This is a genomic window from Flavobacterium psychrolimnae (assembly GCF_003312425.1).
Taxonomy (GTDB): Bacteria; Bacteroidota; Bacteroidia; order Flavobacteriales; family Flavobacteriaceae; genus Flavobacterium; species Flavobacterium psychrolimnae.
The window spans coordinates 117,106-141,278 of the sequence record NZ_QNUX01000006.1 but is presented as its reverse complement, the minus strand read 5'-3'; the positions used below and the strand labels follow the sequence as shown (position 1 = coordinate 141,278).

The following is a 24,173-nucleotide window of genomic DNA, read 5'->3' as shown; positions in this document are numbered from 1 at the left end:
AATGGTTTTGGTTTTTAGTTTTAGTTTATATTTAATTGGTTAATTACAATGTCATTCAATTCAATTCCTTGATTTGAAGAAACAGAAAGTTCAGTAAACGGTTGGTTTGAGAAAAAGATTTCGGTAATTACTTTTTCGCCATTGTTGTAAAAAATTTCAATGGATGTTTTGTCCAAAATAATTTTAAAAACAGCTTCTTCTTGGTTTCCATCCAAAATTGCTTTGGTAATTGTAGATGCAAATTTTTCAGAGAAATCCGTTTTCCCAGATTTGGTTCTATCTAAAAACAAATAATGATCTGAATTATTAATTCCGAAAGTCAAAGATTCTCCAGCAGTATTAGAAAGCGTAAAAGTGTAAGTATCTTGTTTTAGATTTTTTAAATCAAAATTTACAATTGCTTTAGTCAAATCTATTTTTTCACTTGTTACAATCGAGATTTTTTCTTTTCCTTTTAATGATTTTTCTTTAATAGTTTTAGAAATATATTTATTGATTTCTTTTACTGGATTGCTAACCAAGCTATATTCATTTCCTTTTTTTATTAACTGAATTTCACGTGCAATAGTCATGCTCCCTCTCCAAGCAAATGTGGGAACTTGCTGTGCATAATCCCAATTAGACATCCATCCTATAAATAATTTTCTGCCATCTGTACTGGGAATGTTATCCCAGGTTACTCCCGCATAATTATCTTTTCCATAATCCAACCAAACTGCTTTTTCCTTTTCTACTCTTTGAGCAAAATTGACATCTTGTTTGAAAGTTGTTCCGTCAAAATCACCAATAAAATATTGTGTTCCCGATCCTCCGTTAGCTCCACCTGGATTCAAACTCTGAATTAAAACCCATTTTGTTTCATTTGAACCTTCCACTTTTATTTGAAAAAAATCAGGGCATTCCCAAACACCTCCATGAGCTCCAATGTTTTTTCCGAAATCAGATAAGTATTCCCAGTTTTTAAGATTTGTAGATTTATAAAACTGAGCTCTATCCTGAGCAGCTAAAACCATTACCCATTGTTTATGGGTTTTATCCCAGGTTACTTTTGGATCACGAAAATCACGAATTCCAGGATTTTTCACAACAGGATTTCCTTCCTCAAATTTCTGCCATGTAAAACCATTGTCATTCGAATAAGCCAGATCCTGCTGCTCTACATCAATTTTGTTTTCTTTTTCCTTTGTCATATCATGCAAAGTGTAAATAGCCACAATTGGAACTGTTTTTCCAGTACCTAAACCGGATGTATTGTTTATATCTGCAACAGCACTTCCTGAAAAAATATATTTATCTTTATCCGGATAAATAGCAATAGGTTGTTCTTCCCATTTAATCATGTCTTTACTAGTGGTATGTCCCCAGTGCATAGGCCCCCATTTATTTCCATCAGGATAATATTGATAATACAAATGATATTGTCCGTCAGCATAGAACATTCCATTAGGGTCATTCATCCAACCTTTCTTTGGTGTATAATGAAAATTAGGACGGTACATTTGCTCTTCGGTAGCCCCTTTTGTATCAGCAGTTGTTTGCGATAAAACTGAAGCGGTTTTGCAACTTACTATTGAAAGTAGCACAGCACTACAAAGTACCAGCGGTAGATGTTTCTTTGATTTCATTTTTTTTGGTATATTTTTTAGTTAGATTTTCGCTTAAAGTTTCTAAAGAAATTCCTTTGGTTTCAGGCATCATAAATATTACAAACAAAAGCTGCAATACCATCATCAATGTAAAAATCAAGAAAACAACCTCTGGACCAATTTCTGTAAACAACATCGGAATTAAAGAGGGAATAATTGCTGCCAAAACCCAGTGCACTGAACTCCCAAAAGCTTGTCCTGAAGCACGAATATGATTTGGAAAAATTTCAGAAATAAATACCCAGATTACAGCTCCTTGACCAATGGCGTGGGAAGCAATGAATAAGAAAAGAAAAGTAGGTACTGACAATCCTCCCCAATCATAATAAAAAGAAGCCGAAACTAAACCTAAGGAAATAATATATCCAACAGAACCAATGTACATTAACAACTTTCTTCCTAATTTGTCAATTAATGCCACTCCAATTAAAGTAAATATAAGATTCGTAATCCCGATTCCGATACTACTTAATAAGGCTGTATTTTGTCCTAAACCTGCTTCTTCAAAAATTCTTGGTGCATAATATAAAAAGGCATTAATCCCTGAAAACTGATTAAAAAAGGCAATAAGGAAAGCCAAAATCAATGGAAAACGGTATTTTTTCATGAAAATATTTTCATGTTTGGTTACACCATTTTCTCTGGAATCATCCATGATGTCACTGAGTTTTGCAGATGGATCAATTTGGAACAATACTTTACGAGCCTCTTCATCACGGTTTTTAGATATTAACCATCTTGGGCTTTCCGGGATTGTAAGTATAAAAAGAATATAGATAATCGATGGAAAAGCCTGAACTCCAATCATCCAACGCCATGCATTTTCACCAATATCTTTTAAAAAGTAATTGGAGATAAAAGCAACTAAAATTCCCAGGACAATATTAAACTGGTACAAAGCTACTAATCGACCTCGTTTATCTGCAGGAGCAATTTCAGAAACATAAGCAGGAGCAGCAATAGTTGAAGCACCAACACCTAACCCTCCTAAAAATCTGAAAGCAGCAAAAACATATGGATCGTTTGCATAAGCAGCACCAACAGCAGAAACGAAATATAAAATCCCAATCCAGAACAGTGTTTTTTTACGACCTATTTTATTGGTTGGGATTCCTCCAAAAATAGCACCTACTACTGTTCCCCAAAGCGCCATTGCCATAACAACAGATCCATGAAAAGCATCAGAAGAATGCCAAAGAAGCTGTAATTGTTTATCAGCTCCAGAAATAACTACGGTATCAAAACCGAATAGAAAACCTGCCAATGCAGCAGTAACAGACCAAATCAATATCTTATTCATTGTAGAAGTATTAAAAACTTGCTGCTAAGATATTCGCAATAAAAACAACTTATTTTTAATGATGTTACAATTTAATTCTACAATTATTGATGGTTTGACATTTAAACAACAAGAGCTTTATTTACAGGGGTTTACATAAATTAAAGTTTATTTACGAAAACCGTGTAGTTTCGATTTTGTTACATTACGTTTAAAATTGATACCTGATTTGTATCAATTTTAAACCAGTATTAGTTGGAAGATTTGTATTCCTTTGGTGAAATTCCAAATTTATTCTTAAAAGCTGTAGAAAAATAGTTTGGAGAAGAGAATCCAAGAGAGTATGCAATTTCAGAAATATTCATCTCATTGGACTTTAAAAGTTCTGCCGCTTTCTCTAATTTTACGTTATTAATATGATCACTGATATTAATTCCGATAATCGCTTTTACCTTTCGATACAACTGAACTCTGGAAATACTTAGTTTATCTGCTAAATCTTCAACTGAAAATTTAGGGTTTTCAACATTGAATTTAATAATATCATTCATTTTAGTAATAAAAGACTGCTCCTGATTACCAAATTTAGACTCAGGTTCAATACGATAGATATTATTCGTATAATAATAACGTAGTTTTTCTCTGTTAAAAAGCAGACTCGAAATAGACTGTTTTAAAATCGAAAGACTAAAAGGCTTCGTAAGATACTGATCCACTCCACTCTGTAATCCTTTTAAAACAGATTCCTTGTTACTTTGTGCCGTCAATATAATAATAGGAATATGAGAAGTACGTAAATCCTTTTTCAATTCTTTACTAATTTCATAACCATCTTTGTCTGCCAAATTAATGTCACAAATAATTATATCCGGGACAATTTCCATTGCTATTTCAATAGCATCACTTCCGTCAGAGATATTAATTACATACTCGTTCGATAGTTTAGCTTTTAAAAATGTAACCAAATCAATGTTATCTTCAATAATTAAAAGAGAATGTTTTTCTAACTGAGAACTTACGTTAAGCTGGCTAAAATCAGGCTCAATATCAAGATAATCTGTTATTAGATTTGGAGTTACATTTAAGTTTTCTGCTTTATGTATAATTTCAGAAGGCTGTAAATGACTGCTGCCTTTTAGTAAAGTAATTATAAACTCACTTCCCTGCTTCGATTTAAGTTCTATTGTTCCGTGATGCAAAAGCACAAACTCTTTTGACAAATGAAGCCCTATTCCGGAACTGTTTTTATTATTGTTTGAAGCTCTAAAAAATGGATTAAATACATTTGATAATTCATTTTCCGGTATTCCAATTCCGGAATCCTTAAAACTAATTTTAATTGTATTGTCCTGATTTTCGGTAATTGAAATAGTTATTTTTCCGTTATCAGGCGTAAACTTGAAAGCATTTGAAAGCAAATTAAAATAAACTTTATCCATCAAACCCCTGTCAATAAACAACTCCATACTTTTATTTTTACAAATAAGCTGAAAATTAATATTTCTACGGGAAGCTTCACCTTTAAAGTTAGTCATTACTTCATTTGTAAAATCATAGATCTTAGTATTTGAAGCTCTTAACGTGAATTTTTGTTCTTCAATTTTTCTAAAATCCAATAACTGATTTATTAATCTCAGTAATCTATTCGAATTTTTATGAATCAGTTTTACTTCATCAATAAGAGCGGTTCCTTTGATTTTTTCGTTTTCAATTAATGACTCCACATAACTCATAATCAGCGTTATTGGTGTTTTGAATTCATGTGAAAGACCTGTAAAGAAATTCAATTTGGCCTCATTGCTTTTCTCAGCAATTTTTGCCATTTCCTGAATTTCATGATTCTGATAAATTACAGTCTGATTAATATTCTCAAGCTGTTTTTTCTTTCTCGAAATAGAAATAGTAGAATAAATACTATAAATCGTCAAACTGAGAATAATCATTAAGAAAAAACTCAGTAACCGAACCAGATTGTTCTGTGAAGCATATTCTCCTTCCTGCACCTTTATTGCTCTTTGCTGTGATTCAATAACGGCTTGCTGCTGATCAACTTTATCCATTTGGTTTTCGATAATTTCAGCATTATTCTGATCAATAACAATCGTATTCAGTATATTATTTTTAGAAATCGGCTCTTTATTATACATTTTTAAGGCCAATTTCAATGCTTCATTTCCTCCAGTGGGATATAATATAGTTCCATCTAAAACGTCACTTTTCACCAACTCTATACCGCCATTCACCGTATTAAGTCCGTCAACGCTTAAAAATTTAATTTTCTTTTCTAATCCTTGTGTTTTAGCAGTTTCCCACGCACTTAATGCCATGCGGTCGTTATGAGCAAAAATGTATTCAATATCCGGATTTTGCTCAAGAATTGTTTTGAGTGGTGCTTTAACGGACTCTTTTTCCCAATCACCGTGAATGGTGCCGTTAATTTCAAAACGATTATTTTTAGCAATTATCTGATTAAATCCCAGACTACGCTCATATGCAGGCGAAGAGCCACTTGCTCCGGTAATTTCAATAATTTTACCGGAACCTTTACTGTTCGAAATAATATATCGAGCAGCAATTCTGCCAATTTCAATATTATCAGCTCCAAGGTATGCAGAGTAATTTTCACCATCTATTTTTCGATCTACAACAAGAACCGGAATTCCTGCTTTTATCGATTTTTCTACAACAGCAGTTAAGGGTTTAGATTGAATTGGAGATACAATAATAACATCTACTTTATCAGCTATAAATTTTTCAATATCTTCAATTTGGTTTTGGACATTGTTATCAGCATCTTTAATAGTCAAATCTACTTCAGGCCGTAAAGAGGCTTCAACTTTTATGGAGATGTTCATTTGTTTACGCCAATCGTCCGTAGTCATAGCTTGAGAAAATCCGACCTTGATTTTATCTCCTTGTTTTTGTTTACAGGAAACTAAAATTAATGATGCTAAAAAAAGCATCAAGATATTTTTTAAAAATTGATACATGGAAATAAGAGTTTATATCTATGAAAATGACTTTGGAAATTTCTTCTTATAAACAACGGGCCAAAAATAATTAGGAAGGATTATTATGTAATGACAGGCAAGGTTGCTATATATATTAAAAAAGTAAAATTAAACTTTTATTTTATGTACACAAATTAGCAGAGACATATATATAATTTAAAATGACCTAAGAAAATCAACAACTTGAAATGGAATCACAATAAGCTGAAATCGCGAATTTCAACTAAAAAATTCACCAATTTAAAAATCATCATTAACGCTAATTATTTTATAATAACCATCCAAAAATTAGTTAGATTTTTCACGATTACTCGCTACTAAAAAGCTTGAGAGAAATCTGGAGCTTTTTCATTTAAAATATTTAATAAATTTGTTTTTTAGAATTTTTAAAATCTTTTAAACTCAAATAATGGATGAAAACGTGTTACATTTAAAAGCCAAAACGTTATCAATACTACCTTTCGGAATTATGTATATGATCTCTTTACCCCTATTAGGAATCCTTTTGGCACAAACTGGAATACAAAATAACCTTTTGATCTATATTCTTGCTTTTACAATCACTATGCTTTCTGCAATTATTTTATTTAGATTGTTTTCCGGCACGCTACTTCTAGAACTTCGAAATGAGACAATCAAAATGGATTGGATAAAGAAACCTATTTATAGTTCGATTAAGTCTCAAACGATTAATTTGAATGATATTAATCATTGGAAACATCAAGAAGGAAAAGGTGTCAACCGACTCAAAATTTATCTAAAGAACTATAAAAAAATATGCATTGAATTGGACAACATTTCAAATTCAACTAAGAATCATGAAATGGCAAACACATTAAAAAACTTCCTGATAGCTAAAGAAATAAAAAAACTATTCTCTATTAGTATTCTTTTAGAAACAAAAAAACCTGTGGAGCATGTCACACAGGTTTTTAACCAACTACGTTTATTAAACTTAACATATCCAAAAATCAACTAAATTTTAATCGTTAAAAAAGTACGTATCTGTTATTTTTAATTATAAATTAATCTTCTGAAACAATTGCTGAATTTCTATCCATAGATACGTTCAGCAAAACTGTAATTCCTTGCTCATTAAGCATAGTCATATTCAACGTATCCAAAACAGCTAAGTCTTTAGATACCAAACCATTGAATTTATTATAAGAAATATTCATTTCTTTTAGGTTGTTTAAGTTTTCTAATTCAAATGGAACCTGACCAATCATTTTATTGTCAAACAAACTAAGATTTTCAAGTGCCGTCATATTCTCTACATCTCTGCTTAATTCACCTACAAGTTTGTTACTGTTTAAAAGTAGCGTTTTTATTGTTTTAATGTCATAAAGAGAATTTGGAATTTCACCCACAATTTCGTTATTGAATAACGATAATATTTCCAATTGGCTTAAAGCTCCAATTTGTAATGGTAATTCGCCTGAAAGTGCATTCATATATAATTCTAAATCTTTCAAATTTGACATTTCGCAAACAGAAGAAGGAATTGAACCTGTTAATTTATTGAACGAAAGATTCAATACTTTCATATCCTTTAGTTTTCCAATAGCAGATGGAATTGTTCCTGATATTTGATTTTTGTGTAAATCCAATTCTTGAAGACTAACCAAGTTTACAATATCCGATGGAATCTCTCCCACTAGATTATTATCAGCTAAATGCACTGCAATTACTTTTTCATCTTGCACTTTAACACCATACCAAGTAGAAACCGGAGCTAATAAATCCCATTTCACTTTCCATTGTTGACCATTTGTTGACTGATATAATTTCACCAAGGCATCTTTCTCTGATTGAGATACATTTGCAAGCATTGAAAATGAAAACAAAAGCGTTAAAAATAGAGTAGATATTTTTTTCATAACAGGGTATTTTTCTTTTACACATCTAAAACTACACACATTATGGCTAATCAGCAAATAAAATCGACGAACTACACAATATTGTTTTTTATATACCGTAATACCTTACAATTAATCTCTTTTTGGTGATAAGTAATATTTCATTAAATTTGCTGTACTAACCTTAATCTCAAATTTATGGAAATCAATTTCTTAGCACTATTTGTTGCAGCTTTATCTACTCTTGTAATTGGTTTTGTTTGGTATCATCCAAAAGTTTTTGGAACAATTTGGATGAAAGAATCTGGACTGACAGAAGAAAAGCTAAAAGGAGGAAATATGCTTTTAATATTTGGCACTTCATTGCTATATGCTTTTTTCATCAGCTTCGTACTTCAAATGCTCACCATACATCAATTTGGAGCAATAGGTATGATAGGGGGAGATCCCAGTATTGCAAAACCTTCCTATGAAGCTTTTATGACTGACTATGGAAATGCTTTCAGAACGTTTAAGCATGGAGCTTTACACGGCTTTATGACGGGACTGTTTTTTGCTTTACCAATTATAGGAACGAATGCTTTGTATGAAAGAAGAAGTTTCAAATATACCTTTGTAACTGGTGGATTTTGGATTGTGTGCCTTACAATTATGGGAGGAATTATTTGTGGATGGCAATTATCTTAACTTTTAAATTAAATTTCGCCTTCTGATTCAAAAGGCGAAATTTATTCTGCTTTACATCTTTTCTATGGCTTTTGCCAAATCTAAATCTTTATCCGTAACCCCATTTGCATCATGAGTGGTTAAGCGTATGGTGACTTTATTGTAAACATTGAATAATTCCGGATGATGACTACTCTTTTCAGCCATTACTCCTACCTGTACGATAAAACCCAAAGCTTGAGTGAAATCTTTGAATTTAAAATTTTTCTCGATTCCATTATTGACAAATTTCCAGTCTTTCAACTCTTTCAACGCGATTTGAATAGATTCCTCTGAGTAGGTTTTCATAATTAGTTTATTTAGTGATATAAAGTTAGTTTATTTCATGACAATCAATAATACTTTAACTTTATTAACTAATTTTGAAAAAAATATTTCCACACAATTTGAATCCAGCTTACTCTTTCAAAATTTATAATTCAACTACTGAACTTCCTGAAAACTGGGATGAATTAGCTATTTCAACTATTTTTTTATCTAAGAAATACCTGCATGTTTTAGAAAAATCCTCTCCTGACAACATGATTTGTCACTTCATTGGAATCTTCGACAATACGACTTTAGTTGGCATTGCAATTTCTCAATTTTTAGATTTGAATTCATTGGAATCTTTTGGAGAACGAGATAAATGTATCAAAACTGCTGTACGAAATATTGTTTTCAGAAACTTTGGTTCTCATGTACTGGTCATTGGCAATAACATGCTGACGGGTCAAAACTGCTTTGCTCTATCCGACACGATTGATAAAAAGATAGCAATACAAACGTTACATGCTGCCGCAACTGAATTAAAAAAGATATTTAAATCTAAGGGTGTCAAGATTCATATTACGACTTATAAAGATTTTAGCGAAGAGGAAATTAGATACTTTGCAGTTCCAGAATTCAAAAATGATTATCAGTTCTCGACACAACCCAACATGGTTTTCTCTATTAATGAAAATTGGAAAACGGAGCAGGATTACATCGATTCACTTTCAAAAAAATATAGAGATCAATACAAAAGAGCCCGAAAAAAAGCAGCTATTATTGAGAAAAGAAAGCTACATCTGGAAGACATCATCGCTTTAGAGGATACGATTTATGATTTGTATTTTCATGTTGCCAAAAACGCACCTTTCAATACTTTTTTTCTGCCAAAAAATCATTTTAGAGTTTTCAAAGAAATCTTTAAAGACAAATTCCTTTTTTACGGCTATTTTATCGATGAAAAGCTAATAGGTTTTAACACTTTAATTAAAAATGGTGAAGTAATGGACACCTATTTCCTGGGATATGACGAAAGTATTCAGCGTGAAAAAATGCTGTACTTGAACATGTTATATGATATGATTGCATACTCCATCAATAAAGGTTTCAAGGAAATTGTCTTCGCAAGAACAGCATTAGAAATCAAAAGTTCTGTTGGTGCAAAACCGATAAAAATGTACGGAATCATCGCGCATAGCAATGAAATGGTAAATCCATATATGCCAAAAATATTCAAATATTTAGAACCGGAAACCACTTGGCAAGAACGCAATCCTTTTAAATAATAGCACTAATTGGATTAGGTACTGCAACTTTCAATTGCTTTGGCAGAATTTCGATATTCAATTTTGTTTCCTTACCGCAATATTCGCCATCAATTTGAAAACTTACCGGAATATTGGTAGTCACAAAAGCTTGATCTGTAGAAATAATTTCAACATCATTGACATCAATCGGCATATTTCCAGTGATGATTTTACCCAAAACCACTAAATCCATATTTTTTAGGATTACCAATTCAAACTTTCCATCATCCATAACCCCGTTTGGGTTTATAGAAACTCCAGTTCCGTATTTTTGAGAATTAGCAATAACAATCATTCTCGCTTCGCATTCAATCGTAGGAAAATCACCTGTAATGGTAGCGATAAACGGATCTTCTAAGTCAATCAAAGTCGAAACGGTTTGCAAGGCATATCCCCATTTACCACGAATACTGCTATTTTCGTAGTTTTTGATCATCTCCGCATTTACACCCAAATCACTCAAGTGAATACTTTTCTTTCCGTTAATCGAAATCATATCTATTTCCATGAAATCATTGTGAAAAGCAATTTCTAAGTTTTCTTCAATTGTTGAAGGCAAATTCAAATCTACGGCTAAACCATTAGCAGATCCGGCAGGTAAAATCCCAATAATAACGTCGTGATCTTCCATCGCTTCGGCAACCATTTTTATAGTTCCATCGCCACCGGCAACAATAATTCTCTGCGGAGTATAGGTATTATAAAGGACTTTTATATTATCACTGTCTGAAATTCCAGAAGTGTTATAAATCACGAGATTCAAATTTTCTTTTTCGGCAAAAGCTGTCGCAGCATCAATAAGCTCTGATTTATCGACGTCTCCGGAAATAGGATTAACGATAAGGATAATATTATTTTTCAAACTTTTTCTTCTTTTATTGATTAAAAACCTCTAAATTGAACTTTTATCAAAAGTAATACAATATATGAAACCAATTTTAAAATTATACCGAGGATACGCAAATGAACAGGAATTAATCGTCATGGGCCACGTCTTCAAACCAACATCAATGGAAGAGTATAATTTTCAAAAAAAGAATCTAAAAAATGCAACTTCTGTTATTAAAATGTTCCAAATAAAAACGCAAGCAAATGCCGATGTCTATTTGAAACACAACAATTCCAAAATCCATACCAAAACATTAGTTGATGGCTATTTTAAATTTTGCGTCCCATTAGACCAAGACACAAATTACGGTTGGATCGATTATGAAGTGAGCATCATTTACAAAAACGGAACTATCACCACAAAAGATAGTTACATTAGACCACACAAAGGAAATTTGGGAATTATATCCGATATTGATGATACCTTTTTAGTATCGCATACGCTAAATCCTTTAAAAAAATTATATGTATTATTATTCAAAAATGTAAATAAGAGAAAAATATATGAAGATGTTGTAACCCATTATCAAGCTTTAAGCACAGCTGGAAGAGAGAAAAAGGAAGAGTTTAATGCTTTTTTCTATGTTTCGAGCAGCGAGTGGAATTTGTACCGTTTCATCACAAAATTCACTGAAATTCATCAGCTTCCAAAAGCAGTTTTGCTACTGAAGGACATTAAAACAAGTCTAGCGGATTTTTTCTTGACAGGAAGAGGAGATCACAACCATAAGTTTGATAAAATAAAACACATTTTAGAATTTTATCCCAATTTAGAATACGTGCTTCTTGGCGATGATTCGCAAAATGATCCGTATTTATATGAAGCCATCTGTAAAATATTTCCAGTTACTGTAAAAGCAGTTTACATCCGACAGACTGGTTCAACTAAAAAGCAAAAAATAATCAACGTAATGAAAAATTTAGAAACCTTGAACGTTTCAATTTGTTACTTCAAACATAGCAGCGAAGCCATTGCGCACTCTAAATCCATTGGGATTATTGCATAAAAAAAGAGTTCCGTTGTGGAACTCTTTTTTTTATAAATTATCTATTTCTTCCTGAACCACTTCCCAGTCCAGCAGCAGTTTATCTAACTCTGCTTTTTTCTTGTTGTAGGCCATGAAAAACTTAGCATCTTCAATATGCTTGTCATAATTAGAAGCCAACATTTTATCATCTTGTTGAATGTCTCTTTCCAATTGCTTTATTTGACTTTCTACTTTACTCAATTTGTTTTGCAAGGCTTTGCCTTTCTTTTGATCTTCGTATGAGGATTTATTGCTTTCTTTGGGTGCTGCAGCTTTTTCGGCATCTTTTTTCTCCACTTCACGCATATTTTCCATATTACGCTGTTCAAGGAAATAGTTGATATCACCTAGATATTCCTTAATTTTTTGGTCTTTAAACTCATAAACCAAATTTGACATTCCTTGCAGGAAATCCCTATCGTGAGAAACCAAAAGCAAAGTTCCACCAAATTTTTGCAGTGCGGCCTTCAAAACATTCTTAGATTTGATATCTAAGTGATTCGTAGGTTCATCCATCAACAAAACATTAATGGGTTGCAATAACAATTTACAGAGCGCTAACCGGTTTCTTTCGCCTCCAGAAAGAACTTTAACCTTTTTCTCGACATCATCGCCACGAAACAAGAAAGAACCCAGCATATCGCGCACTTTCATTCGGTTTGTATCTGCAGCTGCGTCTTCCATAGTTTGTAACAACGTGATTTCGCCATCCAGATATTCCGCCTGATTTTGTGCAAAATACCCTAACTGTACATTGTGTCCTAACTTGATATTTCCTTTATATTCGAATTCATCAACAATAGCTTTAATGAAAGTTGATTTCCCTTGCCCGTTTTGTCCAACGAATGCAATTTTACTTCCACGTTCTACCAAAAGGCTAATATCTTTCAAAATAGTTTTATCACCGTAACTTTTAGTCACATTTTCAGCTTCAATAACTACTCTTCCCGGCTCTTTTGAAACTGGAAAAGTAATATTCATCACTGAGTTGTCATCTTCATCTACTTCGATACGCTCTACTTTATCTAACTTTTTTATTAAGGACTGTGCCATTGATGCTTTAGAAGCTTTGGCACGGAATTTTTCGATTAATTTCTCTGTTTCTTCAATTTTTTTGGCTTGATTTTTTTGTGTAGCCAGTTGCTTTTCGCGAATTTCATGACGCAATTCTAAATATTGAGAATAAGGTTTGTTGAAATCATAAGCTTTCCCAAGTGAAATTTCAATAGTTCTGTTGGTTACATTATCCAAAAACATTTTATCGTGCGAAACAATCACAACAACTCCCGGATAATTACGAAGGAAACTTTCTAACCAAATGATACTTTCGATATCCAAGTGATTCGTAGGTTCATCCAGCAATAATACGTCATTGGCTTGCAATAATAATTTGGCTAATTCGATACGCATTCTCCATCCGCCGGAAAAAGTCTCCGTTTGATTATCGAATACATCTCGTTTAAATCCTAAACCAAGTAAAATTTTCTCGGTATCACCCACATAATTATAACCTCCTAAAAGTTCAAAACGATGTGTATAATCAGATAGGTCTTCAATGATTTGGCTGTATTCGTCACTTTCATAATCCGTTCTTGTAACTAACAAGTGATTAATCTCTTCAAGCTTTTTCTCAACAATTTTTATCTCCGTGAAAGCTTCATAGGCTTCTTCAAGAACAGTTCTTCCTTGCTCAAAATCGATATCTTGGCGCAAGAATCCCATTCGGAGATCCTTCTCTTGAGAAATAACACCTGAGTCAGGAGCAAAATCTTTTGCCAACATTTTAAGCATCGTAGATTTCCCCGCTCCATTCTTCCCAACAAGACCAACACGGTCTCCAGCACCCAATCGAAAGGTAACTTCTTCAAATAAATAAGAACCACCAAATGAAACGGATAAATTGTGTATATTAAGCATGTATTGTGATTTTATTCCTTTTCGAATGCGTAAATTTGTAACTCCAAAAAAGGAAAAATTAAATTTTTTGCAAATGTTAAAAAAAGGATCCAAATTATATAGCATTTTAACAGGAACTTGTCCTAAATGTCAGAATGAGAGTATGTATTTGGACAAAAATCCACTGCATTTCAATAAAATATTAAAAATGCATGAAAATTGCAGTCATTGCGGACTAAGATATCAAATTGAACCTTCTTTTTTTTACGGAGCAATGTATGTGAGTTATGGATTAAATGTTGCTATTGGAATTGCAGCTTTTATAATCTCATTTGTATTTTTTGACTCGAATCTTAAAGTCGCCTTTATAGTTATTATTGCGTCCTTGATTATATCATTTCCTTTTGTTCTTCGTTGGTCCAGAAACATATATATCAATATGTTTGTTTCCTATGATCCTACAACAAAACTAAAATAATATCAATTCTTTCCTTTTGGCAAAAATCTATCAATGTTAATTTCCTTATCCAAAGGAATTTTAAGTTCTATATTTTCATATAAAGCTTTTGCCATTGCCGGCCCTAACATCACTCCTCTCGTTCCTAAACCATTCAAAATATGAATTGATTTATGGTTTTGATGCGTTCCTACTAACGGTCTCCTGTCTTTAACCGTTGGACGAACGCCAGCAAAATGGTCAATAATTTCAAAATCACAAGTAATAATTTCCTTGATTCTCTCCATTAATTCGGTTTTTCCTTCTTCCGTAGGTAAATCCGTTTTATCTTTCCAATTATAGGTTGCTCCTACTTTGAACAAATCATCCCCAAGCGGCAAAATAAACACACTGGTATTCACAATTACATCAAGGTCTAATTGTGGAGCTTTAATTATAAAAAGTTCTCCTTTGGTACCATCCAAAGGCAAGACCTTGAAATAAGGATTTGCATGCATTCCAAAACCTTCAGCAAAAATAATATGTTTAGCTTTAATATTTTTATATAGAATACCATCCGAAACGATCTGCAAAGCATCAAAATCAAATGACTCTTCTTGAAAAAGATTATTTTCGTTCAGGTATAGTTTGTATTTATTCAACAATAAAGCCGTGTCCACATAACCCGTTTGTAAAACTTCTCCATATCCGTGAGGCGAATCAATTCCCCCATATTTTTTAGAGATTAATTCAGTAGATAAAAAAGGAGTCAACGCTATTTTATCCGAAGCTGCAAACCAATTATTCTGTTCTTCGACAGAGAAAAATTTCCTTAAAATAGGCCTTTTGAAATCAACTTTACATTGCAGTTTATTTTCTAAAAAGCTATAAAATTCGTTCATTAAAATCAATTGCTGCTGCGCTTTCCAAACTTCGCTAAAGCGTTTCAGTATCACCGGATTGTACAATCCACCAGCAATTTTTGAGGAATTTTGAGAATTATCATCCAAAACCAAAATAGATTTATCATTCCGCAAAGCAACCTCCGCAAATGAAATACCTGCCAAACCAGAACCAATAATTAAATAATCAATCATCCAAAAATTCATTTAAAACTGAATACAAAGAAAGCACATTAAAACAAAAAACTCTTACCATTACAGTAAGAGTTAATTAATATTTTATAAAACTGAAATTAATAATTCCACATATCAGATTCGAAATTACGAATTTTATCTTTCACTCTTTCTGATTCTAACAATTGATTCTGAGCATTATCTTTCATGTATTCGTCAATAGTTCTATCGCCATACACATTTTCTTCTTTGTAAATAACACTGTTAAAACGTCTTGAATTTAATATCTGATCAAATGAAACAGGCATCGCTGAATTCTTATCGTTAAATGCTTTAGCATCATGCAACACTTCTCTGGCCGCAGGGAAAAATATCCAAAACAACTCGATATAATCCTTTTCATCACTGTTCATTGTGTACACATCCGGAGTTACAGGACAAATACCCAACAAACGATATTTTAATTCGCTTTGACGCTTATCAAAATACCAATATCCTTTAATTTTATATTGAGAAACATCTTGAGCAGATAAATCTTGTCTTAAAATGTACTCATCGGAGATTTGATTTCCAGCATTAATTTGTTCTCTTCCGGCATCAGTTGTATCGATACGAGTTAATGAACCTTGAATATCTTGTAATGATTTTTTGGTGTTAAAATAACTATCAGTATAAACTTCCGTGATTTCACCTTTTTTCATTGCTTTCGTCAAAACATCATATAATGACCTTCTATCAGAACCAACATTTGCAGTGTCAATTGGAAAATACAAAGCAAAATTAATTTTCTCGCTCAAATCGATAATCTCCCAAGTAGTCTTTCCCATCAAGACATCTCTATCGTGGACATAACCATAAGCTAATGGTTTATCATTATCCGAGTCCAGTTGTGCGGCAGTTTTAAGTCCTATTTGGTCCGGAGTTTTTGCATTAAGCAAATTAGATTGCGCAAATGACGCAAAACTTCCCGTAATAGATATAATAGCGATTAAAAAATTTCTTACATTCATCATGTTATCCTAATAAGAATTGAAGTAGATTACTAAAAAGCTACTTATTATTGTATTTCAAAAATTACTGGAGCAGTTCTAGGCAATAAATAGCTTCCTGCGCCTTCAAGTTTTGTTTTAATTTCAGAGATTGTTACCTGATCTCCTCTTCCTGCTTTTGAAAGTACCGCTTTACATTGTGCATTTAATCTATTTCCTGAAACAACCACAGTAGGCTGACCAGTAACTTTTAAATTAAAACCAACAACATTCAAACCTACTTCAAAATCAAAATCTACTAATTTAGCTCCAATTGTAGCAATTTCTAAATTCGATTTAGGACCTTTAACAACTCCCATTTCTCCTCTAATTGTACCGGTTGGACCAGGAATACCTTTTATTCTAAATACTTTTTTATCATTAGCAACTTTTCCGTCAGACATCTTACCTGAAACGCTTACAACTACTTCATTACCTCCGCCAGGATTCATAACGTATTTACCATTACCTACCTTTGATAAACCTGGAGCTGAAGCATTAACAGCATTATCAGGAATACCAGCAAATGATATCGTCATAGGATTAGATACACCTCTATAAACTACATTCATTTTATCTGCAGAAATTGTAGCAGAGTTAGGTCTTGGTACAACAACATATTTTCCAGCGAACTTTAAAGGAATTGTTTTTCCGTCTTCAACAAAAGTAAATTGACCTGCAATATTTTGTTCTCCTACACCTCCAGCTGTTATAGCAATCTTAGCTTGTCCCGTTGCTGGATCTAATCTTGCACCTGTAACATTAGTTGGCTTTGTATTCTCGTCATAACGACCCAAAACAACTTTTCCTGTAACTTGCTCTCCTTGAAAATAAGCATTTTTATCTAATACTACAATAGCCTGATAGTTACTGTATGAAGCAGCTGCAACAGCCGCCTTACCTAATGCAGTACTGTAAACATCTGATTCTGCTTTTTTAACATCATTCTGCCAAGCAGATAATTTTGCTAAAGAGGCAACAGCGGGAAAACCTTTAAAATGATAATCTAAATAAGGAATCGCTATACCGTCTTTATTCTTAACATCTGCTAAACTAAACTTAGTTTGAACCTCGGATAAAATCGGAGCTAACTTTTTATTATCACCTAAAGCTAATTTCATATCTGCTTTATACTTTTCAATCGTAGCTACTACTTCTTTCCCTTTAGCTGAATAACCCGCAGGGCTAAACCATAAATTATCGATATTATCTCCTTTGTCCATTGCCTCGTAAGGTAATTTTCCAGTTTCAGGATCTACTTCTGTACCTAGTAAAACTTGAGATTTTATTGTTGCAATATAATCGTAAAAGTTTTTTGTAATAACTTCTACTTTGTGAGCCGTCACTGCCGCTATCGCAAATTCACCACCTGCTTCTGCAGCTTTAGCATCTAAACCAGCTAACATTTGAGCGTTTGACTGCTCAGCTGAAGTATTTGAACCTTCAAATTTTTCATTCATTAATCCAAAAGCTGACAATACTTCTTTGGACATATTTAGTGCTAACATTGCGATAAAAACCAAGTACATTAGGTTTATCATCTTCTGTCTAGGGGTTAGTTTTCCTCCTGCCATATTTTCTAATAATTAGTTTATTGTTTTTTTATAGTTCGAAACTAATTATCCTTTATTGTTCATTGCAGAAAGCATTCCACCATATACGTTGTTTAAAGACGATAGATTAGAAGTCAATGATTGCATTTGGTCTTTTAATTTTAAGTTATTTTCAGCAACTTCCTCATTTATTTGAGCATTTCTGGAAGCACTTTGTAATTGTATTTTATACAAACTGTTCAACGATTCCATTTGTGCAGCAGCTAAACTTAGTTCTTCACTGTATTTTTTTGTTGATGCAATAGAATCAACAGTAGGAGCAATTCCTTTAGCCGCAGATTCAAAATTTTTGATGCTGTTTCCTAAACTTGCCATCAATTCACCATCAATTTTAGCATCTTTTAACATTACATCTAGTTTTTGAGACAACAATCCTTGTGCATCAGAAGGAGTTTCCACTTTTTTAGTAGCTGGTTTAGCTTGACCGTTAGCTAATTCTGGATAAACCAAAGTCCAATCCAAGTCATTATCAACCGGTTCGAATGCTGAAAGAGCAAAAATGGCTGCTTCAACAACAAGACCAATTGTTAGCATTAAATTCCCTGTTAAGAATCCAAATTCAATATGAGTGATTTTGAATAATGCTCCAATGATTACAACCGCCGCTCCCATACCGTATGCGAAATTCATTGCTTTTTTGCTTAATAATGCCATAATAGTGATTTTTAAAATTTAAATAGATTTGGTTTCTTTTTTATTTCTTTTTACCGTTCCCGGTGGTTTGAACTCCCATATAATCCTGAACAGTTCTAAAACCTATGTAACTTCTGGCTGAATCAGCATATTCATAGTCTCTTGTACTTACTTGTAGGAAATAAGCAACATCTTTCCATGAACCACCACGAAGTACTTTACGTTTATTTGAGGCATCAAGAACATTTGGATTCATTGAGGAAACATATTCATAAGCATTTGGATCATACGAAGAATCCGTCCACTCAGAAACATTCCCAGCCATATTGTAAAGGTTATAACCATTAGGCTCATATGATTTTGCCTCTACAGTATACAACGCTTCATCTGCTGCATAATCTCCCCTGTTTGGCTTGAAATTAGCTAAGAAACAACCTCTGTCATTTTTAGTATATGGTCCACCCCAAGGATATGTTGCAGACTCAAGACCACCTCTAGCAGAATATTCCCATTCGGCTTCTGTTGGTAATCGGAAAGAGTTTATCAAATCTTGTCCTTTCTTTTTTGATTTTACATAGCTATTTTTATTTAAGGTCCTCCATGCACAAAAAGCTTTAGCTTGCGTCCATTTCACTCCCACCACAGGATAATCTCCATAGGCTTTGTGCCAAAAATAGTCATTATGCATTGGCTCATTATAAGAATAAGCAAAATCCTTAATCCAAACTGTAGTATCCGGATAAACATTAACTTCTTCTGTTTTTATGAAATCTTTTCTTCTTCCAACTTTTGCTTTTGCAGCAGCCTGAATATCCATCCATGAGTAACGGAATTTCAACTTATTGACATCGATAGTTCTTAAGCCGTTGTATGATTCTTCAATAGGTAAATACATCGAATCCATCACTTCAGCGTAATATTCATCAGGATACAACTTAGTATCTTTGATTAATTTCACCTTTTTATTCAATTTTCTTCCTGCATAAGGATCATCAGCAGTACCTACGCTATAATAGTTGTCGTACATGTACTTATCATATGCTGTCATTTTCTCTGGATCTGCATCATTAAATGCATAATCAGCAATGCTTCCTGCATTTTTACCTTTACCTCCAGTTGTGCTGGCTGTTTGACCACTTTCATCTGCAAGAATAGCTAAACGAACTCTCATTGTAGAATCTTTTACCCATTCAACAAACTGACGGTACTCACTATTGGTAATTTCCGTCTCATCCATATAGAATGAACGAACAGTAACTGTTTTTGTGGGAGCATCTTCAACATTAGCTAAATCAGCATCTGATTTACCCATAATAAAGGCGCCTCCTGGAATTAATGCCATTCCATAAGGCTTCTCAGGATGCCATTTTCCTCCATTAACACCAACCAGTTCTCCTTTATCGCTTGATTTTCCACAGCCAATTAAAAGGGTCAAAATTGCCGTAAAAGCTATGAACTTCTTCATATAAATTTAGTTATCTAATCATTATTTTTAAGTGTGTAAACCTATTTATTATTTTTTAGAAAAACAATTTTTTTACAGTAAACAAACTGTTTTTTATAAAAAAATCATAAATAAGTAAAAAATGGTTCTAAACGATGTTTTTTCTTTGAGCTTTCCACCATCTTTCAGGTAATTCCTGATTGCAAGCCATCAAATATTCATCATAAGAACATGGTAATAACGTGTTTCTTTTTAATTTATTATTAACATTTGAAATAAATGGAATTTCTATCCACCAGCGATCCGTTTTATCGCTTTTATAAAAAATTAATTCCTCTTCTTCCAATGGAACAATGTATTTTAAATAATTCTCTTTGCTCCCAAAAGGATACTCATTCGAACGATAATGAAACCCTTCGATAAAATACCAAATTATCTGTGCAATCAATACTGATTCTTGTGCCGAATTAGTATGGTTGAATATCCCAAACGAAGATACTTTATCACTTATCCCAGCATATCGCGACAAAGAACAAATTTCTTTTCCATTAAAACCATTCGGTTGAAATGAAATAAAATTTCCGGAATCAGATGATTTTATCGAATTCAAATCAATACTTACCAAATCAGCATCTCTAAAAACTGGTTCTGAAATAGCAATGTTATTAGAAACTTCTCCTAATCTATAGGCATCAAAAAATAGTTTTTCAATCAAATCTATTTCCTCCTGTGAATTAAAATAAGTCTGATATCCAATATTGCAATAGTTAAAAAGATTATTGGGTTCATCGATAATTATTTTTGTCAAATAAGAAGATGCCGAAACGGATTCATTTTCTTTTCCGAAATCAAATTTATCATCAATGGAAACCAAGTTGACCATTTGCTCTAAATCATCATACGCTCTATAAAGTGCGTACGTTACATCTTGAGAACCTCCTATTACTATTGGCGTGATCTTTTTCTTAATCAAACTTGCTACCACCTTTTTTACTGCAAAATAGGTGTCCGCAACAGAATTCCCTGCAACAATATCTCCCAAATCAGCAATTGAAGCATCCCAGTTTCCAGGAAACAAACCGTATAATTCTTTCCTAAGAGGTATCAAATCTACATCTGAAACCGCTTTTTTATCTCCTCGATTTTCTAAAACGCCTATTACAGCAATTTTAATCTTATTTAGATCTGGAAATTGTTCCTTCGTATGTAAAACTATTTTACTTCCTAGTTGCTGCGAAGTCAATCCGTTTATAAACTCCTGGATTTCATCATCGACGGGTTTCAGAAAATCAAATTCCATTTTTTACTTTTTTGCTACTGGTTTCTTAACTGCTGGTTTCTTTGCCACTGCTTTCTTTGCAGGTGCTTTTTTAGCAGCTACTTTTTTGGCTGGTGTTTTCTTGGCAATCATTTCCTGAACTTCTTCCAATGTCAATTTTGTAGCATCAACATCTTTACTTAATTCAATTTTGATTTTCCCTTTGGTAATAACCGAGCGTCCCCAACGGGCTTTTTCGACTAGAATCCCTTCGTCCTCCCAATTATGTAAAACCTTATCAATATTCTTTTTTAATTTATCTTCAATCAACGCTTCAATGTCTGCTTGAGACAAATTATCAAAATTATATTTCTTACTTACATTGATAAACAAGCCGTCCCATTTGATAAAAGGACCAAAACGACCCGTTCCTTTTTGCACGCCTTCGCCTTTATAAACTGCAATTGGAGCATCGGCTATTGCTTTTTCATCGATTAATTCCTGTGCTCTTTCAAAATCTACATCTAATGGATTTTCACCTTTTGGCAAAGAAACGAAAGCAGCGCCGTGACGAATATAAGGACCATAACGGCCGTTACTTACCTCAACTTCTTCTCCTTTATATTCACCCAAGTTTTTTGGTAACAAAAATAAATTCAGTGTCTCTTCTAGAGTGATGTTTCCAATGTTTTGATCGTTCATCAAACTCGCAAACTTTTTCTCTTCATCATCAGCAGCTCCAATTTGAGCCATTGGTCCAAATTTCCCTAAACGAACCGAAACTGGTTTTCCTGTTTTAGGATCTGTTCCCAAAATTCTTTCACCGCTTTCTCTTTCTGCATTGGCTTCTACATCTTTCACCGTTGGATGAAATTTATCATAGAACTCCTGCATCATTTTTGTCCAAACGATATTGCCTTCTGCAATTTCATCGAAATCCTGTTCGACTTTTGCAGTGAAATTATAATCTAAAATATTTCCGAAATTCTTAACCAAGAAATCCGTAACAATCGTTCCGATGTCCGTAGGAACTAATTTTCCTTTATCAGAACCTGTGTTTTCTTTCAATAGCTTCTCTCCTACTTTTCCGGATTGTAACGTCAATTGCGTATAATTACGTTCTTGCCCGTCAAGATTTCCTTTCTCTACATAATTTCTATTGATGATTGTAGAAATCGTTGGTGCATAAGTAGAAGGACGACCAATGCCCAATTCCTCTAATTTTTTTACCAAAGAAGCTTCAGTATACCTTGCAGCAGCACGAGAATATCTCTCGGTCGCAGTAATGTAATTATTTTGTAATTTTTCGTTGACTTTCATTGCAGGCAACATTCCTTCTTGCTCTTCTTCATCGTCATCATGACCTTCTAAGTACACTTTCAAGAAACCTTCAAAAAGTAAAACCTCTCCAGATGCTGTGAATATTTCACCGTGGTTGTTTGCCTCAATTTTCACGTTTGTACGTTCTAATTGCGCATCACTCATTTGCGAAGCCAACGTTCTTTTCCAAATCAAATCATATAAACGCGCTTGGTCTCTGTCGATATCTACCGTGTGACGCGACATATCCGTAGGTCGAATCGCCTCGTGTGCTTCTTGTGCCCCTTTGCTTTTATTGACAAAAGTTCGAGGTTTAGAGAACTCTTTTCCGTAGGATTTAATAATTTCAGCCTGAGCAGCTTCCATCGCATCTTTGGATAAATTTACACTATCCGTTCTCATATATGTAATAAGTCCGGCTTCGTACAAACGCTGCGCAAGTTGCATCGTAATTCCAACAGGCAAATACAGTTTTCTCGCCGCTTCTTGTTGCAAAGTCGAAGTGGTAAACGGACCCGTCGGTGATTTTTTGGTAGGCTTCGTTTCTAAATCGGCTACGTTATATGTTGAACCTATATTTTTATTTAAAAAATCTTCGGCTTCTTTTTTAGTATTGAAATTTTTTGGAAGTTTTGCCTTGAATGTTTTTCCAGACTCATTGGTAAATTCAGCAACAACAGAATATGTTGCAACAGCTTTGAAATTTTGGATTTCTCTTTCACGCTCCACAATCAAACGAACAGATACCGATTGTACACGACCGGCAGAAAGTCCTCCTTTTATTTTTCTCCAAAGTACAGGCGACAATTCATAACCAACTAATCGATCCAAAACACGACGCGCTTGTTGTGCATTAACCAAATTATAATCAATTTCTCGTGGATTATCAATTGCTTTTAGAATAGCAGTTTTAGTAATTTCGTGAAAAACAATACGTTTTGTTTTGGTTTTATCTAATTTTAATTCTTCGGCTAAATGCCAAGAAATAGCCTCACCCTCGCGATCCTCATCACTTGCTAACCAAACCATTTCAGCTTTTTTAGCTAGTCCTTTTAATTTAGTAACCAACGCTTTTTTATCAGCAGAAACTTCGTATTTAGGTTTGAAACCATTTTCCACATCTACTCCAATTTCTTTGGATGGTAAGTCGGCAATATGTCCGTAACTGGACTCTACCTGAAAATCACTCCCTAAAAATTTTTCGATTGTTTTTGCCTTTGCAGGTGATTCCACTATAACTAAATTCTTTGCCATATTCCGATTGTTTATGTCGGCAAAAGTATATGATTTTTTTAAATTTTAAGTTTTTTAAATTTTAAAAGTCAATTTAATCGTTGAATAGCGGGTTTTAACATATTTAAATTCAATAAATTTTGGATCAATTTATCTGTTGCTACAAACACCTTAAAATAGTGTTAATTCTTAATCTGACATCTTGTCATATTTATTTGAATTGCGTTATCTTTGCACTTTGAA

Annotated in this window: 19 protein-coding genes; 5 read left to right on the top strand and 14 right to left on the bottom strand. The window is 33.2% G+C overall.

The window, feature by feature from the left end; translation table 11 throughout:
* Positions 1–20: 20 nt before the first annotated feature.
* The 3 genes from DR980_RS08225 to DR980_RS08215 form a co-directional block, all read right to left on the bottom strand.
* Positions 21–1,625, bottom strand: a complete 1,605-nt coding sequence (locus DR980_RS08225; protein ID WP_113634898.1) for a glycoside hydrolase family 32 protein — start codon at positions 1,623–1,625, stop codon at positions 21–23.
* The gene (locus DR980_RS08220; RefSeq protein ID WP_113634897.1) at positions 1,588–2,946 is read right to left on the bottom strand and encodes a sugar porter family MFS transporter; all 1,359 of its coding nucleotides are present in this window, start codon (positions 2,944–2,946) and stop codon (positions 1,588–1,590) included. The genes DR980_RS08225 and DR980_RS08220 overlap by 38 nt, the downstream gene beginning before the upstream one ends.
* A gap of 230 nt (positions 2,947–3,176) precedes the next feature.
* Positions 3,177–5,915 carry a substrate-binding domain-containing protein gene (locus tag DR980_RS08215; RefSeq protein WP_113634894.1) on the bottom strand — a complete coding sequence of 913 codons (2,739 nt, stop codon included), beginning with the start codon at positions 5,913–5,915 and terminating at the stop codon, positions 3,177–3,179.
* 430 nt (positions 5,916–6,345) lie between these two features.
* On the opposite strand from DR980_RS08215, the gene DR980_RS08210 reads away from it, so the two are divergent.
* Positions 6,346–6,915: a hypothetical protein gene (locus tag DR980_RS08210; RefSeq protein ID WP_113634891.1), complete on the top strand. Its 570-nt coding sequence runs from the start codon at positions 6,346–6,348 to the stop codon at positions 6,913–6,915.
* Positions 6,916–6,961: 46 nt separating this feature from the next.
* On the opposite strand, the gene DR980_RS08205 is transcribed toward DR980_RS08210, so the two are convergent.
* Complete coding sequence (locus DR980_RS08205) at positions 6,962–7,816, bottom strand: leucine-rich repeat domain-containing protein (RefSeq protein ID WP_113634889.1); 855 nt, start codon at positions 7,814–7,816, stop codon at positions 6,962–6,964.
* Positions 7,817–7,993: 177 nt separating this feature from the next.
* Here DR980_RS08205 and DR980_RS08200 point away from each other — a divergent pair, with 177 nt between their 5' ends.
* Positions 7,994–8,482 carry a DUF1761 domain-containing protein gene (locus DR980_RS08200; RefSeq protein ID WP_113634887.1) on the top strand — a complete coding sequence of 163 codons (489 nt, stop codon included), beginning with the start codon at positions 7,994–7,996 and terminating at the stop codon, positions 8,480–8,482.
* A gap of 51 nt (positions 8,483–8,533) precedes the next feature.
* Here DR980_RS08200 and DR980_RS08195 read toward each other — a convergent pair whose 3' ends face one another.
* On the bottom strand, positions 8,534–8,809 hold the full coding sequence (locus tag DR980_RS08195) for a 4a-hydroxytetrahydrobiopterin dehydratase (protein ID WP_113634884.1): 276 nt from the start codon (positions 8,807–8,809) through the stop codon (positions 8,534–8,536).
* Between the two features lie 98 nt (positions 8,810–8,907).
* On the opposite strand from DR980_RS08195, the gene DR980_RS08190 reads away from it, so the two are divergent.
* A complete protein-coding gene (locus tag DR980_RS08190) occupies positions 8,908–10,056 on the top strand; it encodes a GNAT family protein (RefSeq protein WP_113634882.1) in 1,149 nt (382 codons plus the stop codon).
* Here the strand turns inward: DR980_RS08190 and DR980_RS08185 are convergent.
* Complete coding sequence (locus DR980_RS08185) at positions 10,049–10,939, bottom strand: diacylglycerol/lipid kinase family protein (RefSeq protein ID WP_113634880.1); 891 nt, start codon at positions 10,937–10,939, stop codon at positions 10,049–10,051. The genes DR980_RS08190 and DR980_RS08185 overlap by 8 nt on opposite strands.
* A 64-nt stretch (positions 10,940–11,003) precedes the next feature.
* On the opposite strand from DR980_RS08185, the gene DR980_RS08180 reads away from it, so the two are divergent.
* The gene (locus DR980_RS08180; protein ID WP_113634878.1) at positions 11,004–11,972 is read left to right on the top strand and encodes an App1 family protein; all 969 of its coding nucleotides are present in this window, start codon (positions 11,004–11,006) and stop codon (positions 11,970–11,972) included.
* Between the two features lie 30 nt (positions 11,973–12,002).
* Here DR980_RS08180 and DR980_RS08175 read toward each other — a convergent pair whose 3' ends face one another.
* Positions 12,003–13,910 carry an ABC transporter ATP-binding protein gene (locus DR980_RS08175; protein ID WP_113635066.1) on the bottom strand — a complete coding sequence of 636 codons (1,908 nt, stop codon included), beginning with the start codon at positions 13,908–13,910 and terminating at the stop codon, positions 12,003–12,005.
* Between the two features lie 73 nt (positions 13,911–13,983).
* Between DR980_RS08175 and DR980_RS08170 the strand changes: the two genes are divergently transcribed.
* Positions 13,984–14,367, top strand: a complete 384-nt coding sequence (locus DR980_RS08170; protein ID WP_113634876.1) for a DUF983 domain-containing protein — start codon at positions 13,984–13,986, stop codon at positions 14,365–14,367.
* 2 nt (positions 14,368–14,369) lie between these two features.
* Here DR980_RS08170 and DR980_RS08165 read toward each other — a convergent pair whose 3' ends face one another.
* The 7 genes from DR980_RS08165 to topA all read right to left on the bottom strand — a co-directional run bounded on the left by DR980_RS08165 (position 14,370) and on the right by topA (position 23,951).
* Complete coding sequence (locus DR980_RS08165; RefSeq protein WP_113635065.1) at positions 14,370–15,422, bottom strand: NAD(P)/FAD-dependent oxidoreductase; 1,053 nt, start codon at positions 15,420–15,422, stop codon at positions 14,370–14,372.
* A gap of 98 nt (positions 15,423–15,520) precedes the next feature.
* Positions 15,521–16,411, bottom strand: a complete 891-nt coding sequence (gene porN, locus DR980_RS08160; RefSeq protein ID WP_113635063.1) for a type IX secretion system ring subunit PorN/GldN — start codon at positions 16,409–16,411, stop codon at positions 15,521–15,523.
* A 47-nt stretch (positions 16,412–16,458) separates the two neighbouring features.
* Positions 16,459–18,003: a type IX secretion system motor protein PorM/GldM gene (gene porM, locus DR980_RS08155; protein WP_113634873.1), complete on the bottom strand. Its 1,545-nt coding sequence runs from the start codon at positions 18,001–18,003 to the stop codon at positions 16,459–16,461.
* A 45-nt stretch (positions 18,004–18,048) separates the two neighbouring features.
* A complete protein-coding gene (porL, locus tag DR980_RS08150; RefSeq protein WP_113634871.1) occupies positions 18,049–18,696 on the bottom strand; it encodes a type IX secretion system motor protein PorL/GldL in 648 nt (215 codons plus the stop codon).
* 40 nt (positions 18,697–18,736) lie between these two features.
* Positions 18,737–20,140 (bottom strand): T9SS ring complex lipoprotein PorK/GldK, encoded by a 1,404-nt coding sequence (porK, locus tag DR980_RS08145; protein ID WP_113634868.1) that lies wholly within the window; start codon positions 20,138–20,140, stop codon positions 18,737–18,739.
* Between the two features lie 127 nt (positions 20,141–20,267).
* On the bottom strand, positions 20,268–21,419 hold the full coding sequence (locus tag DR980_RS08140; protein ID WP_113634866.1) for a formimidoylglutamase: 1,152 nt from the start codon (positions 21,417–21,419) through the stop codon (positions 20,268–20,270).
* A gap of 3 nt (positions 21,420–21,422) precedes the next feature.
* Positions 21,423–23,951, bottom strand: coding sequence for a type I DNA topoisomerase (gene topA / locus DR980_RS08135; RefSeq protein ID WP_113634864.1), 2,529 nt, complete (start codon positions 23,949–23,951; stop codon positions 21,423–21,425).
* Between the last annotated feature and the right edge of the window lie 222 nt (positions 23,952–24,173).

Bases quoted from the DNA above. Each gene is read 5' to 3' on its own strand.
- DR980_RS08165 (WP_113635065.1), bottom strand. From the start codon at position 15,422: ATGATTGATTATTTAATTATTGGTTCTGGTTTGGCAGGTATTTCATTT.
- DR980_RS08205 (WP_113634889.1), bottom strand. From the start codon at position 7,816: ATGAAAAAAATATCTACTCTATTTTTAACGCTTTTGTTTTCATTTTCA.
- DR980_RS08180 (WP_113634878.1), top strand. From the start codon at position 11,004: ATGAAACCAATTTTAAAATTATACCGAGGATACGCAAATGAACAGGAA.
- DR980_RS08220 (WP_113634897.1), bottom strand. From the start codon at position 2,946: ATGAATAAGATATTGATTTGGTCTGTTACTGCTGCATTGGCAGGTTTT.
- topA (WP_113634864.1), bottom strand. From the start codon at position 23,951: ATGGCAAAGAATTTAGTTATAGTGGAATCACCTGCAAAGGCAAAAACA.
- porN (WP_113635063.1), bottom strand. From the start codon at position 16,411: ATGAATGTAAGAAATTTTTTAATCGCTATTATATCTATTACGGGAAGT.
- DR980_RS08215 (WP_113634894.1), bottom strand. From the start codon at position 5,915: ATGTATCAATTTTTAAAAAATATCTTGATGCTTTTTTTAGCATCATTA.
- DR980_RS08170 (WP_113634876.1), top strand. From the start codon at position 13,984: ATGTTAAAAAAAGGATCCAAATTATATAGCATTTTAACAGGAACTTGT.
- DR980_RS08225 (WP_113634898.1), bottom strand. From the start codon at position 1,625: ATGAAATCAAAGAAACATCTACCGCTGGTACTTTGTAGTGCTGTGCTA.
- porL (WP_113634871.1), bottom strand. From the start codon at position 18,696: ATGGCATTATTAAGCAAAAAAGCAATGAATTTCGCATACGGTATGGGA.
- DR980_RS08140 (WP_113634866.1), bottom strand. From the start codon at position 21,419: ATGGAATTTGATTTTCTGAAACCCGTCGATGATGAAATCCAGGAGTTT.
- DR980_RS08175 (WP_113635066.1), bottom strand. From the start codon at position 13,910: ATGCTTAATATACACAATTTATCCGTTTCATTTGGTGGTTCTTATTTA.
- porK (WP_113634868.1), bottom strand. From the start codon at position 20,140: ATGAAGAAGTTCATAGCTTTTACGGCAATTTTGACCCTTTTAATTGGC.
- DR980_RS08210 (WP_113634891.1), top strand. From the start codon at position 6,346: ATGGATGAAAACGTGTTACATTTAAAAGCCAAAACGTTATCAATACTA.
- DR980_RS08200 (WP_113634887.1), top strand. From the start codon at position 7,994: ATGGAAATCAATTTCTTAGCACTATTTGTTGCAGCTTTATCTACTCTT.
- porM (WP_113634873.1), bottom strand. From the start codon at position 18,003: ATGGCAGGAGGAAAACTAACCCCTAGACAGAAGATGATAAACCTAATG.
- DR980_RS08195 (WP_113634884.1), bottom strand. From the start codon at position 8,809: ATGAAAACCTACTCAGAGGAATCTATTCAAATCGCGTTGAAAGAGTTG.